Here is a 15,888-nt window from a genome sequence, read left to right on the forward strand (position 1 = left end):
GCATGAGACATCGCATCCTCGGCATCGCCTTCATCGCCGTGCTCACCGCGGCGCTGACCGCCTCCGTGCTGCAGTACCACAAGGCCTTCACCCCCGTCGCCTGGGTCACCCTGCAGGCCGACCGCGCCGGGTTGCAGCTCAGCGACGGCGCCGACGTCAAGGTACGCGGGGTGCTCGTCGGCGACGTCCGATCGGTACGCAGCGACGGCCGGGGCGCCACCGTGCGGCTGGCCCTCGACCCGGCGTCCATCGCGCAGATCCCCGCCGACGTGACCGCGCGGCTGCTGCCGAAGACCCTCTTCGGCGAACGCTACGTCGAACTCGTCCCACCCGAGGCCAGCACCGCCGGGCCGATCCGCGACGGCGCCGTCATCACCCAGGACCGCAGCCGCACCGCGGTGGAGCTGGAACGGGTCCTCGACGAAGCACTGCCCCTGCTCCAGGCGATCCGCCCCGACCAGTTGGCGGCGACGCTCGGCGCCGTGGCGACCGCCCTCGAAGGGCGGGGCGACCAGCTCGGCGCCAACCTCGCCCGACTCGACGCGTACCTCAAGCAGCTCAACCCGGCGATGCCGGTCATCGCCGAGGACATCCGCACCCTGGCCGTGGTGCTGGACAGCTACGACGCCGCGCTGCCGGACCTGCTGGCGTTGCTGCGGGACGTGACCGTCACCGCCCGCACCGTCACCGACCAGCGGACCCAGCTCGCGGCGTTCCTGGCCGACACCACCGGCACCGCCGAGGTCACCCGGGGCTTCCTCGACCGGCGCGGCGACCAGCTCATCCGGCTCGGTACGGTGAGCCGGCCGGTGCTCGAACTGCTCGCCACCTACGCCCCCGAGTACCCGTGCCTGATGAGCGGGCTGGTCGCCCTGCAACCCCACGTCGAGGAGGTCTTCTCCGGCGGCCGGATGCACATCACCCTCGAAATCACCCGCGACGGCGGCAAGTACGAGCGGGGACGCGACGAGCCGGTCTACGGCTCCAACGCCGGCCCGCACTGCCACGGCCTGCCCAACCCGGGGACGCCGGCGCCGCAGGTGCCGATCAACGACGGGTACGACTACTCCGGCGATCGGCACCATCCCCCGCTGCCGGTCGGCGTGCCGACCGGACCGGCCGCATCCTCCGTCGCCTTGCCGGCCATGGGACAGGCCGCCACCGGTGAGGAGAGCGCCCTGCTCAAGCCGCTGCTCGGCGCCGTGACCGGCACCCCGCCCGCCGAGGTACCCGACATCGCGGTCCTGCTCTGGGGGCCGCTGCTGCGTGGAACGGTGGTGAACGCCCGATGACCGGCAGGACGACCGCATCGCTGGTCAAGCTCGTGATCTTCGCCGCCGTGACGCTCCTGCTGACCGGACTGCTCGCCCAGACCCTCGGCGCCTTCCCCGCCGGCGGCACCACCTACCGCGCCCGGTTCACCGACGTCACCGGCCTGCTGCCCGGCGACGACGTGCGGATCGCCGGGGTCCGGGTCGGCCGGGTCAGCGACATCCGGGTGGTCGACGACACCGTCGCCGAGGTCGCCTTCACCGTGCGCGACGAGATCCCCCTGGCCACCAGCGTCCGCGCCAAAATCAGCTACCGCAACCTGGTCGGCCAGCGCTACCTGGCGCTGACCGAGGGGCCGGGGGAGGGGCGCCCCCTGCGGCCCGACGGGCTCATCCCGCTCAACCAGACCACCCCGGCGCTCGACCTGACCGTGCTGTTCAACGGGTTCCGGCCGCTGTTCACCGCGCTCAGCCCCGAGGACGTCAACAAGCTCGCCTACGAGATCATCCAGGTGCTCCAGGGCGAGGGTGGGACGGTCGCCAGCCTGCTGCAACGCACCGCATCGCTGACCAACACCCTCGCCGACCGGGATGCCGTCATCGGCCGGGTCGTCACCAACCTCAACACCGTCCTGACCACCCTCGCCACCCGCGACCGCGAGCTGGACCAGACGATCCAGCAGTTGCAGCAGTTCGTTTCGGGGCTGGCCGGCGACCGGAAGGCCATCGGCGAGGCGCTGGTCAGCATCGGCGACCTCACCGGGGCGACCTCGTCGCTGCTGGAGGAGGTACGGCCACCACTCGCCGCCGACGTCCGCGCCCTCGACGAGCTCGCGGGCACCCTCAACCGCAACTCGGCCGTCATCGACAGCACCCTCGGTCGGCTGCCGCAGCGCTACGAGGCGCTGACCCGGACCGCCTCGTACGGGTCCTGGTTCAACTTCTACCTCTGCGACTTCGACGGCCAGGTGTCCGCCGCCGGCCAGACGCTCAACCCCGCCACGTTCAGCGCACCCGCCGCCCGGTGCGCCACCGGAGGCAGCCGATGAAACCCTTCCGTGAACGCAACCCGGTGGTCACCGGCGCCGTCGGGCTCGCCCTGATCCTCGCCGCGCTGCTCGGCGCCTTCCAGCTCGACCGGCTCGCCGCGCTGACCGGCCGGGCGTACCAGGCGGCGTTCTCCGACGCCAGCGGCCTCACCGTCGGCAACGAGGTGCGGGTCGCCGGCGTCCGGGTGGGGAAGGTGACCGCCGTGGAACTGGCCCGCGACAGCCGTCCGTACGTGCGGGTCCGGTTCCGGATCGACGACGACGGCGTACGCCTCGGCGACCGCACCGGCGCGAGCATCCGGATCAAGACCGTGCTCGGGCAGAAGTACCTCGCCCTGTCGCCCGCCGGCGCGGGACGGCTGCCCGAGGGCGCGCAGATCCCCCTGGACCGCACCGCGGCGCCGTTCGACGTCGTGCAGGCCGTCACCGGACTCGCCGACACCCTCGACAAGATCGACACCGACCAGCTCGCTGCCGCCTTCGCCACGCTCTCCGAGACGTTCGCCGACACGCCCGCCAGCGTCAACGCCTCACTGGTCGGGCTGTCCCGGCTCTCCCGCACCGTCGCCGACCGCGACGCCGAACTCCGGTCGCTGTTGGCGCGCGCCCGGGAGGTCACCGACGTGCTCGCCACCCGCGACGAGGAGTTCCGCAAGCTGGTCACCGACGGCGAGGCCCTGCTGGCCGAGGTCACCCGCCGGCGCGACGCCATCCACAAGCTGCTCGTGGGCACCAACGACCTGGCCACGCAGCTGTCCGGGCTGGTCGCCGACAACCGCACCACGCTCAACCCGGCCCTGAAGCAGCTGCGCGACGTGATCGCCATCCTGCAACGCAACCGGGACGAGCTGGAGCTGACCATCGAACGGATGGCGCCGTTCGTCACCGCGTTCGCGAACGTGGTCGGCAACGGCCGCTGGTTCGACTCGTACGTGTCCGGCTTGGTGCAGCCGTACGTACCCACGACGGGAGGCCGCTGATGTCCGGTCCCGCTCGGCGCTGGCGACGTGATGTCGCCGCCGCGACCGTCCTGCTGACCGCCGCGGCCGCCGCCGTGGTGGTGGCGTGGCCCGACACGCCACAACGCCGGTTGGTGGCCCACTTCACCCGCGCCGTCGGCGTGAACCCGGGAAACGACGTGCGGGTGCTGGGCGTCCGCGTCGGCGAGGTGGTCTCGGTGACCCCGCGAGGCCGCACGGTCGAAGTCGCCATGCGCTACGACCCCGAGGTGGAGGTGCCGGCCGACGCGCAGGCCGTGATCGTCCCGCCCAGCGTGGTCAGCGACCGCTACGTGCAGCTCACCCCCGCGTACACCGGCGGCGCGGCACTCGCCGACGGCGCCGAGATACCGGTGGCACGCACCGCCGCCCCCATGGAGATCGACGACATCTACCAGGCGCTCGACGAGTTCAACCGCGCCCTCGGACCGGAGGGCGCGAACGCCGACGGCGCCCTGTCCGACCTGGTCGCCACCGGCCGGGCCAACCTCGAGGGCAACGGCGACAACCTGCACGACACCCTCCACGGGCTGTCCCAGGCGCTGTCGACGCTCGCCGACGGGCGGCAGGACCTGTTCGGCACCGTGGGCAACCTGCAACAGTTCACCACCACCCTGGCCCGCAGCGACCAGCAGGTGCGGGCCTTCAACCAGCAGCTGGCCGACGTGGCCGAGCAACTAGCCGGTGAGCGCGAGGAACTCACCGCCGCGCTGCGCAACCTCGCCATCGCGCTGGCCGACGTCACCGAGTTCGTGAAGCAGAACCGCCAGGTGCTCACCGCCGACGTGGCCGCGCTGGCCGACATCACCGGGGTGCTGGTCCGCCAACAGCAGGCGGTCATCGACATCCTCGACGTCGCGCCGCTGGCCCTGAACAACCTCGTGCTGGCCTACAACCCCCGCTCCGGCACGCTGGACACCCGCAACAACGCGACCGGCCCGTACGACCCCGCCAGCTTCGTCTGCTCGCTGATGGCCGATCAACTGCCCGCGAAGCAGGTGCCCGCCAAGTGCTTCGCGCTCGCGCAGACCCTGCACGCCCGAAAGCTGCCCATGACCGACCAGCTACGCAAGCTGCTCAAGCTGCCGCCCGGTGCGACCGGCATGGTCCCTCCGTCCACCCCGCCCCCGGGGGTGCCCGGAGTGCCCGTCCCGGCACCGGGCGGCCCCGACATCACCCACGACCTCACCCTCGGCGGCATCCTGCGGGGGACGGCATGAGCGCCCGGGTACGGCCCGCGCTGGCGGCGGCCCTCGTGGCGGCGCTGCTGCCGGCCGGGTGCGGCCTACCCGAGGTGACCGACCTGCCGCTGCCCGGCGGTGCCCCGAGCGGCGCCGGATACCGGGTGACCGCCGAGTTCACCGACGTGCTGGACCTGGTGCCGCAGGCCGCCGTCAAGGTCGACGACGTGACGGTGGGCAGCGTCGAGAAGATCTCCCTCGCCGGCTGGACCGCCCGGGTGACCCTCCGCATCGACCGGAAGGTCGAGTTGCCCGCCAACGCCACCGCCGCCGTCCGGCAGAGCAGCCTGCTGGGCGAGAAATACGTCACCGTCACCGCGCCACCCACCGAACCGGCCCGCGGCCGGCTCGCCGACGGTGACCTCATCCCACTGTCCCGCACCAGCCGTGGCGCCGAGGTGGAGGAGGTGCTCGCCGCCCTCGGGCTGCTGCTCAACGGCGGCGGCCTGGCCCAGCTGCGCACCATCAACCAGGAACTGGCCAAGGCGCTCGACGGCCGGGAGACCGAGGTCCGCGACGCGCTGCACCAGCTCGACGCCTTCATCGGCGGCCTGGAGCGGCAGAAGACCGACATCGTCCGGGCCGTCGAGGCGCTGGACCGGCTGACCGAGCGACTGTCCCGGCAGCGGCAGGTGGTCGGGGACGCCGTGGACTCTCTCGCGCCCGGCCTGACCGTGCTGGCCGAGCAGCGCGCCCAGCTCACCAGCGCGCTGACCGCCCTCGGCGAGCTCGGGCGGGTCGGCACCCGCGTCGTCAACCGCAGCCGCGACGACACGGTGGCCAGCGTACGGGCGCTGCAACCGATCCTGGAGCAACTCGTCCGCGCCGGCGACGACCTACCGAAGTCCATGGACTTCATGCTGTCGTACCCGTTCCCGCCCAACGTCACCGGCGCGATCGTCGGGGACTTCGTCAACCTGCACGTCACTGCCGACCTGGACGCGGCCAACATCCTGGCCAACCTCGTCGCCGCGGCACCCGCGCCCGTCCGCGCCACCCGGCCGGCCGCGCCCGGCACGCCGTCCCGACCGTCGGGCGGGTCCCGTCCCGATGTCGGTTCGCTCCCCGTGCCCGACCTGCCGCTGACGGAGTGCCTGCCCGACCCGGAGAACTTCCCGGCGACCTGGACGCCCCCGAAGGACTGCCTGCTCCCGGAGGGCTGTGTCCTGCTCAAGCCCGGCTCGCCCGTGCCGCCCGGCGGGCTGGTCCCGCCCAAGGGGATCGTCCCGCCCGGCACCGCGTTCCCCGCCGGCACCGAACTGCCCGCCGGCACCATCCTGTCGCCGGAGTGCGTACTTCCGGTGACGGGGGAGACCACCGGCCAGATCGGCGACCTGCCGGACCTCCTGGGAGGGGGACTGCTTCCGTGATTGGACGTAGCACGAAACTCAAGGTCGTCGCCTTCGTGGTGGTGAGTCTGCTCGGCGTCGCCTACGTCGGCGTACGCTACGTCGGCCTCGGCGACCGGCTGCTCGGCGGCGGCTACGTCGTTCACCTCGACCTCGCCCGCGCCGGCGGCATCTTCCCCAACGCCCCGGTCACCTACCGCGGCGTGCCCGTCGGCCGGGTCACCGCGGTCACCCTGCGCGGCGACGGCGTCCGCGCCGACCTGCGCATCCAGCGGGACGTGCGGGTACCCCAGGACCTGCGCGCCGTGGTCGCCCACCGCTCCGCCGTCGGTGAGCAGTACGTCGACCTGCGCCCGGAGCGGGACGACGGTCCGTATCTGCGCGCCGGCTCGGTCATCCCCGCCGACCGCAGCGGCGTCCCGCTCGCCCCGGAGGTGCTGCTGACCAACCTGGACGCGCTGGTCCGGTCGGTCGGCCCCGACGACCTGGCCGTGCTGATCACCGAACTCGGCACCGCGTTCGAGGGCAACGAGCAGGCGCTGGGCCAGATTCTCGACGCCGGCGACGCGCTGCTCGCCGACGCCACCGCCGCCCTGCCCGAGACGCTCACCCTGATCCGCGACGGCCGCACCGTCCTTACGACGCAGGCCGAGTCGGCCGAGGCGCTCCGGCGTTGGGCGGCAGGGCTGGCCAAGCTCGCCGCCAGCGTCCGGGCCGCCGACCCGGACCTGCGGAAGCTGCTCGCCGCCGGCCCGCCCGCCGGCGAGGAACTGGTCGCGCTGCTGCGCGGGCTGGAACCGACCGTCGGCACCCTGCTCGGCAACCTGATCACCGTCAACGGCATCGCCGCCCGGCGGCTGCCCGGCATCGAGCAGCTCCTGGTGGCCTACCCGATAACCGTCTCGGGCGCCTTCACGGTCACCCCGGGCGACGGCACCGCCCACTTCGGCCTGGTCCTCAACGCCAACGACCCGCCGTCCTGCGTCTACCACGGCGGCGGCCGGCGGTGCAGCGCCAAGGACCGGGCGGCCGGCGCCAGCGTACGCGGAGAAGCGAACGCCCCCCGGCCCTCCGGCGCCGAGCCGGCCCCGGCGCCCGGCGCCACGCGACCCGGCCCCGCCCACGCAGCCGGCTACGACCCGGTGACCGGGCTGGTGCTCGGCGCCGACGGTCGGCCGCTCCAGTTCGGCGGCACCGGCGGGCAGTACCGGACCGCCGGGGACCAGTCGTGGAAGCAGTTGCTGCTCGCCGGGGTGATCCCGTGAGCGGCGAACCGAAGGAGGTGCCCGTGCAGACCCGCAGGGACCAGACGCTGAAAGTGATCAAGGGCGCGAAGGCCGGGGTGCCCGGGCGACCCGCCCGGCGCCGGCTCGTCACCCGTCCCGTACCGGCGCAGGCGGCACCGATCGAGGACGTGCTGGAGCGGCTCGACCAGGAACCGGTCGAGAACCCGACCCAGACCGAGGACCTGACGGTGATCGGTGACCCGGCCGAGGCCGAGGACCTGCAGCCCGTCGACGACGACCGCGGGACGGCGGTGGACACCGCGAGCGACCCGGTCGACGAGGCCGGCGACGAGGGTTCCACCGACCGCTCGGCGGCGGCCGGGCCGCGGGCCCGCCGACGGGCACTGGTGGGCCTGCTCGTGGTCCTCCTCGTCGCCACCCTGGCTGCCGCCGGGGTGTACGGCCATCGCTGGTACACCGAACGGGCGCTGGACGAGGCCCGCCAGGGGGCGCTCGCCGCCGCCAAGCAGGCCAGCGTCAACTTCGTCTCGGTCAGCGCCGCCAGCGTCGACCGGGACCTCAAGCGGATCTCCGACGGGGCGACCGGTGACTTCAAGGAGGAGTTCACCCGGGGCCAGTCGCAGGTCCGCGCGGCGGTGGTGGAGAACAAGGTCGAATCGCAGGGCTCGGTGCTGCGGGCGGGACTGGTCTCCGGTGACCGTAGCCGGGCGGTCGTCCTGGTCGCCGTGGACGCCACCGTGAAGAACGCGAAGGCGCCCGACGGACGGGCGGCGCACTACCGGATCCAGCTGGACCTGGTCCACGACCGGGACTCGGGTCAGTGGCTCGTGTCCCGTCTGCAGTTCGTCGGGTGACATCGGTGCCGACCGAAGGAGGATGTATGCGTACCCGGGATCTCCGCCGCTGGCGCCGCGGGCGCCGCTTCCGCCTGGTGCCGGCGCTGGCGGTGGCGATCGTGCTGGCCGCCGGCGTCGCCGCCGTGGGGTGGCAGCAGGACCGCGCCGCCGCGCGCACCGACACCGCCGCGAGGCAGGCTCTGGCCGTCGCCCCGGCCGCGGCGAAGGCGATCTTCTCGTACGACCACCGCACGTTCGACGAGAGCGTGGCGAACGGCCGCAGCTTCGTCACCGGACCGTTCGCCGACGAGTACGGGCGGACCACCGCCGCGTTGAAGCAGACGGCGGTGAAGCAGCAGGCGGTGGTGCTGGCGGAGGTGTCCTCGGCCGGTGTGGTCACCGCCGACGCGGACCGGGTCGAGCTGCTGGTGTACCTGAACCAGTACCGCCGCAACGTCACCACCGCGGGGGAGAAGGTCGACCAGAACCGGGTGGTGCTCACCCTGGTCCCCGTCGACGGCGAGTGGAAGGTGACGGCGGCGGTCGCGATCTGACGCCCGGCCGGTCGCTCTCCTACCACGCGGCCCCGAGCCCGGGGGCGGGTTTCGCCGATAGCCGCCGCCCGGGCCGGTGGTGGCGTCAGCATGACCGTACGGCCGGCTGCCGCGTCCGGTGTGCCGGGAGCGCAGGTGGTGGGGGTGTCGACGTGCAGGACGTCGCTGTCGCGCCGCTGGACGTCGGGGCGGTGGTGCCGGGGCTGGCGGAGCGTGTCTGGGTCAACGCCAGCGAGGATCCGCAGGCGGTGCAGTTCGTACGCCCCGCGCCGGTGTCGCGCGCGTGGCCCGCGCCACGGTCGGTGCAGGGTGGCGACCTGGCGGTGACGTGCGAGCAGTTCCGGGACGACGTCCTCGCCCTGACCCGCGGCTTCGTCGCCGCCGGCGTGGGCCACGGTGACCGGATCGTGCTGATGAGCCGCACCCGGTACGAGTGGACCCTGGTCGACTACGCCCTCTGGGCGATCGGGGCGGTGCCGGTGCCGGTCTACGAGACGGCCAGCTCGGACCAGGTCGGGTGGATCCTGTCGGACTCGGGCGCGGTGGGCGCCGTGGTGGAGTCGGCGAGCCATGCGGAACTGGTCGCCGGTCTGCGGCATGACCTTCCCGCGCTGCGCGACGTGTGGCAGATCGACGCCGGTGACCTGATCGCCCTCGCCGGCCGGGGCCGCGCCGTCGACGACACGCGGATCGACGACCGCCGCAAGCGGGTGACCGGCGGCGACGTGGCCACGATCGTCTACACCAGCGGCACGACGGGGCGCCCGAAGGGCTGCGTGCTGACGCACCGCAACATCCACTGCGACGTGACCGCCGCGGTCGCGGCGCTGTCGCAGCTGCTGCGTCCCGGGGCGTCGACGGTGCTGTTCCTGCCGCTGGCGCACATGTTCGCCCGGCTGATCCAGGTGGGGGTGGTGCAGTCCCGGGCGACGATGGTCCACAGCGCCGACGTCGCCGGGGTGCTGGAGCAGTTGCGCCGGCACCGGCCGACGTTCATCCTGGCGGTGCCGCGTGTCTTCGAGAAGATGTACAACCGCGCCCGGCAGAAGGCCGAGGACGCGCGGCGCGGCCGACTGTTCCGCTTCGCGGAGCGGGTGGCGGTGCGGTACAGCCGGGCCCTCGACCGGCCGCGCGGGCCGAACCCGCTGCTCCGGTTGGCCCGCGCCGTGTTCGACCTGCTGATGTACCGGAAGCTGCGGGCGGCGCTGGGCGGGCGGTGCCGGACCGCGATCGTCGGCGGGGCACCGCTCGGCGAGGGGGTGGGGCACTTCTTCCGAGGCGCGGGCATCGTGCTCCTGGAGGGGTACGGCCTCACCGAGACGTCACCGGCCCTGACGGCGAACCTGCCGTCGGCGCAGCGGATCGGCACCGTCGGTCGACCGCTGCCCGGCGTGGAGATCCGCATCGCCGACGACGGCGAGGTGCTGGCGCACGGCGATGCGGTGTTCCCGGGGTACTGGCACAACCCGGACGCCACCCGGGAGACCTTCACGCCGGACGGGTGGCTGCGCACCGGTGACCTCGGCAGCCTCGACCCGGACGGGTTCCTCCGGCTCACCGGCCGCAAGAAGGAGATCATCGTGACGGCGGCCGGCAAGAACGTCGCACCCGCGCCGATCGAGGAGGCGGTCCGCGCCCACCCGCTGGTCAGCCAGTGCATGCTCGTCGGCGACGGCCGACCGTACGTGGCCGCGCTGGTCACCATCGACCCGCAGGCCTGGCCGCGCTGGCGCTCCGCCCACGGCCGGCCGGACGCCTCCGTCGCTGACCTGCGGGACGACCCCGAGCTGCGCGGCGAGATCCAGACCGCGGTCGACCACGCCAACCAGACCGTGTCCAGGGCGGAGCAGGTCAAGACGTTCACCATCCTGCCCCGGGACTTCACCGAGGCCGACGGCGAGCTGACCCCCACCCTGAAGATCAAGCGCGGCGTCGTCGCGGAGCGCTTCCGGGCGGACGTCGACGCGCTCTACGGCGGCCACTGATCCGGTCTCCGGACGGGACCGCCCGGGGTCAGCGGCGGGGCCGGGTACGGATCTGCCGCGTGGCCGCGCGGAACGCGGGTGCGGCCCGCTCGAAGTAGTCGAACAGGACGTCGAGCTGCTCCGGTGTGTACGCGGCGAGCACGTCGGCGATCCGCTCGCGTCGGGGTCACGACCTCGTCGATGCGTCCGAGGGCTTCGGGGACGGGCTCGACCACCACCTTGCGCCGGTAGCTGGGGTCCGCCGTGCGGCGGACGTAGCCGGCGCGCTCCAGCCGGTCGATCAGGCGGGTGGTGGCACCGGTGGTCAGCCCGATCCGGGCGGACAGGTCGCCGGACGTGAGCGGTCCCTCCAGCGTGATGAGACTGAGCGCGTGCCACTCCGAGGGGTGCAGCCCGGCTGCCTCGGCCCCGGCCATGCGTGCAGACACTGTTTCTGTGCAGACACCTTGGAGGGGTCATGCCTGACGACCGTACCGCCGTCACCTCCGTCATCGGCGCGCTGGTGGACGCGTGGAACCGGTAGGACGCCGAGGCGTACGGGCGGCTCTTCACCGAGGACGCCACGTACGTCACCTGGGTCGGGACGCACTACCGAGGCCGACGCGAAGCTGACCACCCTTCGTGGACACGCCCGCCACGGATGGTCATGGCGGGGTTCCCCGGCGCGTCGGGCGGCCTGCCGTAGCATCCCCGGGAGCCGGCGACCGCCGGTGACCTGGGCGGGAGGTGTCCGATGCGGATCAGGCGGACCATCGTGGCGGTCGTGGTGGTGCTGTCGGCCGGCGGCCTCGCGGGCGTCGCCAACGCGGTCGGCTCGTCCCCGTCCACTCTGGCGGACGGCACCCTCCGGGCCGCCACCGCCGACGCCCGGTTCAGCTTCGCGGTCGTGCCGGACACGCAGGAGGAGGTCCTGAGAGCGGGCGACCGCCGGTTCCGGCAGCGCTCCGACTGGCTGGTCGCCAACCGTTCCTCGCTGGACCTGCGGTTCGTCACCCACATCGGCGACGTGGTCAACTTCGACACCCCCGACCACGTGCAGTACACCCGCGCGCAGGACGCGCTGCGACCGCTGGAGCGGGCCCGGCTCCCGTACTCGCTGGCCGTCGGCAACCACGACGGCCAGGTCTACGGCCCGGACGGCAAGCGGCGCAGCCCCGCCGGGCCGTTGCTGCGCGACACCACCGTGTTCAACCGGTACTTCACCGCGGACGGTTTCGGCGCCGTCCGCGGCCGGTTCGAGGCCGGCAAGGTCGACAACGTGTACGCGACCTACCAGGCCGCCGGCGTGCAGTGGCTGGTGCTGACCCTGGAGCCGTGGCCCCGCCGGGCGGCGGTCGCCTGGGCCCGGAACGTCGTCGCCGCCCACCCGCGGCACAACGTCGTCGTCGTGACGCACCACTACCTGGAGGCCGACGGGACGATCGGGAGCAGCGCCAACCACGGGTCCACCAGCCCGCGGTACCTGTTTGACAACCTGATCTCGCGCTACCCGAACATCCGCCTCGTCTTCTCCGGCCACACCGGCACCGCCGCCCACCGGGTCGACACCGGCGTGCACGGCAACCCGATCCACTCGTTCCTCCAGGCGTTCCACTCCCGACGCACCAACCCGGTCCGGCTGGTAGAGGTGGACACCGCCGCCGACTCGCTGCGCACGTGGATCTACGCACCGCGCACGGCGGAGGCGTTCCCGGCCCACGACCGGACGCTCACCGGCCTCCGCCTGATCCACTGAGGTTATCCGGGCCAGCACTTCGGGGCGTCGGCCGCCGCCACCCCGAGCGTCCCGGCCGGCCCGGCACACCGGGAGATCGCCACCCAGCTGTTCCTGTCCACCCGCACCGTCGACCATCACCTGCGCAACATCTTCCACCGGCTCGGTGTCCGTTCCCGCACCGAACTGGCCCGCGTACTCGGCTAGCGGCAGCTTCGGGTGGCCGACCACGCCTTGTGCGGTCGATCCGGCGGCTCGCTGCCAGGTAGCGTGCGGATGTTTACCCGCTGCCGAAGCCGGAGGAGCGACGTGGGCGCGAAGACAGCCCTGCTGGCGTTCGCCGATGGAGACATCCGTCCGGCGTTGCTTGGCGCCACGCGATCCGAGCGAGCCGAGACCGAGGCGCTGGTGTCCCGGGTTCACCCCGGTTACCTTGTCGAGCCGGCCGACAGCAGCACGTTGTTCGAGGTCGTCTATCCGCCAGATGACCTCACGTACGCCACCACGCTGGCCGGTGCCGAGCTGTACTGTGATCGGCGGCTCGCGCTCGACCGCCCGTCTGAGCTGCCAGAGCACCTGCGCCGAGTCGGAGCGGGCCGCCGAATCGTCATGCACGGTATGCACTCAGTGGTGGACGCGCTCGCCTTCGCGGTCTGGGAGGACGGCGAGTTGATCAGGTCGCTGAGCCTGTCACCCAACGGCGGCATCATGGAGGACATCGGCGAGCCGCACGAATTTGAGCTTCCGTACTGGGCCGGTGAGCACCCCGTGGAACCCGTACCGGGCTGGCCCAACCAGCATCCGTATCCGTTGCCGTTCCATCCCCTCGACCTGGGTGAGGAAGCGTTGCGGGCCCTGTTCGGCTTCGTCGTGGAGGGGCGTCCCGAGCCGGGCGACGTCGATGCGGACGCCGTCCATGTGTACGGCTTCCGCGTGACGGACCCGACCGGCGAGGAACAGGCCGCCCGTGAAGCCCTGTACGCCCAGGTGCTACAGGCGATGGGTGCACCGCGGAGGTTCCGAATGGGGCCGGACGGGACGTTGCACGAGATCGGCGCCAACGACAACTGACCGCCACCGGACGGTGGGGCCTATCTGGGTGCCTGGGGAGGGTTGAGCCAGGCGAGGGGTTGCCCGTTGAGGGCGGCGTCGGCGAGGCGGTGGGCGGACGGGGTCTTCAGCGCCGCGCGTGAGCTGTCGATCCAGCGCTGGACGTTGTCGATGCCCTGGTGGCGGTACTCGACGGCCTGGACGAGGCATTCCAGTTTGTCGGCGTCACGGGCGACGACCGCTTCCAGCGTCTCGCCGGCTTCGTACTCCGCGACGGCGGCGGTGATGACGTCGGCGACGGCCGGTGGGCAGGCGGCGACCTGGTCGGCGGTGACGGCGGTGTTGGGTATGGCGGTGAGGTAGCGCTTGGCGATGTGCGGGATGTCGGTGATCCGGGTTTCCTGGGTGTCGTGCAGGACGCAGAGCATCGACACCCGGGCTGGGTCGGCACCCTCCATGGCGGCGAGCATCGCTCCGATGAGCGCCGTGCGGAAGGAATGCTCGGCGATGGACTCGGGGTGCTTGACGCCGGCGAACCACCAGCCGGTGCGGGCGGCGCGTTTTGAGGACGCCAGCTTCGAAGATGAAGCTCATGGCTCCGGCGGCGTCGTGGTCGTCGGTCATCTGCCCGTCCCTGTGCCGGTGGGTCTGTCCGCGCCTAGGTTTTAGACGATAGACGTAGTTCCGCTGGGACCATGCGGAGATCCGGTCGCTGACTTGGCGCGGAGGGTTACCGGGCGGAGCGGCCGTGAGTACCGTGGTCACGACGGCGGCCCGCAGGCCGACGGCGCATCCCGTGGTTCAGGGAGGTCCGGGATGGAACCGATGCCAGAGCTGACCTTCGGACAGCGGTTGAAGGTCTACCGCGAGCGCTCGGGAAAGACTCGCGCTGTGCTCGGCGGACTCGTGGGTCGTAGCGCCGAGTGGGTGAAGGCCGTGGAGACCGATCGGATCCTGCCACCGCGTATCCACATGCTGGATCGGATCGCACGCGCCCTCAAGGTCGACGTGTCAGCCCTGGTCGGGGAGTTGAGCGACCGGTCCGCGGTCGTCAACGGGCCGGAACATCCGGCGCTGGCCTCGGTCCGCGACGCCGTGAACCGCGTCCCGCTGTCCGAGGACGTCGCTCCCCAGCCCTTGACGCAGATCAGGGAACGTCTCACCGCCGCCTGGCGGGCACGTCATCAGGCGTCAGACCACCGCACGGTGCTCGGTGCGCTGCTTCCGGATCTGGTACGGGACGCGCAGCGTGCCGCCTTGGCCTACGAGGGCGATGAGCGTCGGCAGGCACAGGCGCTGCTGGCCGAGGTGCTGGGGCTCACCCAGATGTTCCTCGCCTACCAGCCCGCCGCCGAGTTGCTGTGGCGGGTCGCCGACCGGGCGATGGTGGCCGCCCAGGAGTCCGGAGATCCCGAGGCGCTGGCCTGCGCGGGCTGGTTCCTGTGTCAGGTGCACCGGGACGCGGGCGACTGGGACACCGCGATGTCGGTGACGTTGGACGTGGTCTCGGCGTTGGAGGCGCGGACAGCCGACGCGAACGCGAACCTGCTCGCGCTCTGGGGAGCGCTCAACTTCGAGGCCGCATACACCGCTGCCCGTGCGGGCGAAGAAGGCCGCGCCTGGCGGTACTGGGATCGCGCCGACCGGGTGGCGCAGCGTCTGCCGAAGGGCCTCTACCAGCCGCAGACGTCGTTCTCGCGGGTCATCATGGGAGCCCACGCCGTGACCGTGGCCGTCGAGTTGCAGAAGTCCGGTGAGGCGGTGCGACAAGCGGGACGCCTTGAGCCGGCTACCATCCCGTCGAGGCCGCGCCGCGCGCGACACCTCATCGAGGTGGCGCGTGGCCACTACGGCAAGGGCGACAACGAGGCCACCGTCGCGGCCCTGCGCCAAGCCTACGAGTCGGCGCCGGAGACGATCCGATTCAACGGCTACGCCCGTCAGATCACGCTGGACCTGCTCGACGGGCCCCGTCACGTGCGCAACGACGTACGCGACCTTGCGCTGAAGGTCGGCCTCGTCTCGTGATCTAGGGGTACGAACCTTACCCGTTCCGCCCTGCGACGCTCCGTAGGTTCCTCCTCACGGGATGCGGCGGGCGGTGCGGGATCGCCTGGTCGCCGCGTCCCTCTCACTCAGGGGCGGACACCTCCCCTCGCAGTCGGTGAGGGGAGGACGATGCGGCGCGACTCATACGACGAGTACCTCTGGGCCGTCGCGCTCGACGGCGTGTCTGCCGGCTGTCGTGCCTGGTGGTCGCGGCTGACGCCGTACCCGTGCTGGCAGGTGGAATGGGCGACCAGCCGGCAGGCGCGGTCGCTGACGGCGGCGCTGCTCGGCGGCCGCGCGTGACCACCCACCACCCGGTGCTGCCGATCTGGAGCTGCGGTGGCTGTGCCGCGCCCTGGCCCTGCCGCACCCGCCAGCGTGAGCTGCGCGCGGAGTTCGACGGCGCTCCGGTCTCCCTGGCTCGCTACCTGGGTGCGCAACTCGTGCGTGCCTCGAACGATCTGACGTGGGTGCCGGCGGGAGTACTGCACCGACGCTTCCTCGGCTGGCTGCGCTGAACGTCGTGCGACCGGACCGGCCGGGAC

At 72.5% G+C, this 15,888-nt stretch carries 14 protein-coding genes and 3 pseudogenes; 15 read left to right on the forward strand and 2 right to left on the reverse strand.

The window, feature by feature from the left end; translation table 11 throughout:
- Positions 1 to 2 precede the first annotated feature (2 nt).
- The 9 genes from HCJ94_RS16705 (at position 3) to HCJ94_RS16745 (ending at position 10,530) form a co-directional block, all read left to right on the forward strand.
- Positions 3 to 1,292 (forward strand): MCE family protein, encoded by a 1,290-nt coding sequence (locus tag HCJ94_RS16705; RefSeq protein WP_168002029.1) that lies wholly within the window; start codon positions 3 to 5, stop codon positions 1,290 to 1,292.
- Positions 1,289 to 2,320 (forward strand): MCE family protein, encoded by a 1,032-nt coding sequence (locus tag HCJ94_RS16710; RefSeq protein ID WP_168001948.1) that lies wholly within the window; start codon positions 1,289 to 1,291, stop codon positions 2,318 to 2,320. The genes HCJ94_RS16705 and HCJ94_RS16710 overlap by 4 nt, the downstream gene beginning before the upstream one ends.
- Positions 2,317 to 3,300 carry an MCE family protein gene (locus HCJ94_RS16715; protein ID WP_168001949.1) on the forward strand — a complete coding sequence of 328 codons (984 nt, stop codon included), beginning with the start codon at positions 2,317 to 2,319 and terminating at the stop codon, positions 3,298 to 3,300. The genes HCJ94_RS16710 and HCJ94_RS16715 overlap by 4 nt, the downstream gene beginning before the upstream one ends.
- Positions 3,300 to 4,538, forward strand: coding sequence for an MCE family protein (locus HCJ94_RS16720; RefSeq protein WP_168001950.1), 1,239 nt, complete (start codon positions 3,300 to 3,302; stop codon positions 4,536 to 4,538). The genes HCJ94_RS16715 and HCJ94_RS16720 overlap by 1 nt, the downstream gene beginning before the upstream one ends.
- Positions 4,535 to 5,929: an MCE family protein gene (locus HCJ94_RS16725; protein ID WP_168001951.1), complete on the forward strand. Its 1,395-nt coding sequence runs from the start codon at positions 4,535 to 4,537 to the stop codon at positions 5,927 to 5,929. Before HCJ94_RS16720 ends, HCJ94_RS16725 begins: the two co-directional genes overlap by 4 nt.
- Complete coding sequence (locus HCJ94_RS16730; protein WP_168001952.1) at positions 5,926 to 7,173, forward strand: MlaD family protein; 1,248 nt, start codon at positions 5,926 to 5,928, stop codon at positions 7,171 to 7,173. Before HCJ94_RS16725 ends, HCJ94_RS16730 begins: the two co-directional genes overlap by 4 nt.
- Before the next feature lie 23 nt (positions 7,174 to 7,196).
- Positions 7,197 to 8,009, forward strand: coding sequence for an Rv1363c family protein (locus tag HCJ94_RS16735; RefSeq protein WP_168001953.1), 813 nt, complete (start codon positions 7,197 to 7,199; stop codon positions 8,007 to 8,009).
- A 26-nt stretch (positions 8,010 to 8,035) separates the two neighbouring features.
- The gene (locus HCJ94_RS30270; protein ID WP_168001954.1) at positions 8,036 to 8,545 is read left to right on the forward strand and encodes a hypothetical protein; all 510 of its coding nucleotides are present in this window, start codon (positions 8,036 to 8,038) and stop codon (positions 8,543 to 8,545) included.
- 152 nt (positions 8,546 to 8,697) lie between these two features.
- Positions 8,698 to 10,530 (forward strand): AMP-dependent synthetase/ligase, encoded by a 1,833-nt coding sequence (locus HCJ94_RS16745; protein WP_168001955.1) that lies wholly within the window; start codon positions 8,698 to 8,700, stop codon positions 10,528 to 10,530.
- Between the two features lie 275 nt (positions 10,531 to 10,805).
- On the opposite strand, the pseudogene HCJ94_RS31480 reads toward HCJ94_RS16745, so the two are convergent.
- Positions 10,806 to 10,946, reverse strand: a pseudogene (locus HCJ94_RS31480) (MarR family transcriptional regulator); the annotation flags it as partial.
- Between the two features lie 317 nt (positions 10,947 to 11,263).
- On the opposite strand from HCJ94_RS31480, the gene HCJ94_RS16755 reads away from it, so the two are divergent.
- The 3 genes and pseudogenes from HCJ94_RS16755 (at position 11,264) to HCJ94_RS16765 (ending at position 13,315) form a co-directional block, all read left to right on the forward strand.
- The gene (locus tag HCJ94_RS16755; RefSeq protein WP_168001956.1) at positions 11,264 to 12,265 is read left to right on the forward strand and encodes a metallophosphoesterase; all 1,002 of its coding nucleotides are present in this window, start codon (positions 11,264 to 11,266) and stop codon (positions 12,263 to 12,265) included.
- A 69-nt stretch (positions 12,266 to 12,334) separates the two neighbouring features.
- Positions 12,335 to 12,451: pseudogene (locus tag HCJ94_RS31485) on the forward strand (helix-turn-helix domain-containing protein); the annotation flags it as partial.
- 102 nt (positions 12,452 to 12,553) lie between these two features.
- Entirely contained in the window at positions 12,554 to 13,315 is a 762-nt protein-coding gene (locus HCJ94_RS16765; protein ID WP_168001957.1) for a DUF6928 family protein, read from the forward strand.
- A 20-nt stretch (positions 13,316 to 13,335) separates the two neighbouring features.
- Here the strand turns inward: HCJ94_RS16765 and HCJ94_RS16770 are convergent.
- Positions 13,336 to 13,918, reverse strand: a pseudogene (locus tag HCJ94_RS16770) (HD domain-containing protein).
- Positions 13,919 to 14,110: 192 nt separating this feature from the next.
- Between HCJ94_RS16770 and HCJ94_RS16775 the strand changes: the two are divergent.
- The 3 genes from HCJ94_RS16775 (at position 14,111) to HCJ94_RS16785 (ending at position 15,861) form a co-directional block, all read left to right on the forward strand.
- Positions 14,111 to 15,322, forward strand: coding sequence for a helix-turn-helix domain-containing protein (locus HCJ94_RS16775; protein WP_168001958.1), 1,212 nt, complete (start codon positions 14,111 to 14,113; stop codon positions 15,320 to 15,322).
- A 150-nt stretch (positions 15,323 to 15,472) separates the two neighbouring features.
- Entirely contained in the window at positions 15,473 to 15,646 is a 174-nt protein-coding gene (locus tag HCJ94_RS16780; RefSeq protein WP_168001959.1) for a hypothetical protein, read from the forward strand.
- Positions 15,643 to 15,861 (forward strand): hypothetical protein, encoded by a 219-nt coding sequence (locus tag HCJ94_RS16785; protein ID WP_168001960.1) that lies wholly within the window; start codon positions 15,643 to 15,645, stop codon positions 15,859 to 15,861. The genes HCJ94_RS16780 and HCJ94_RS16785 overlap by 4 nt, the downstream gene beginning before the upstream one ends.
- Positions 15,862 to 15,888: the final 27 nt, after the last annotated feature.

Origin of the sequence: Micromonospora thermarum, assembly GCF_012034245.1 — a bacterium.
GTDB lineage: Bacteria > Actinomycetota > Actinomycetes > Mycobacteriales > Micromonosporaceae > Micromonospora > Micromonospora thermarum.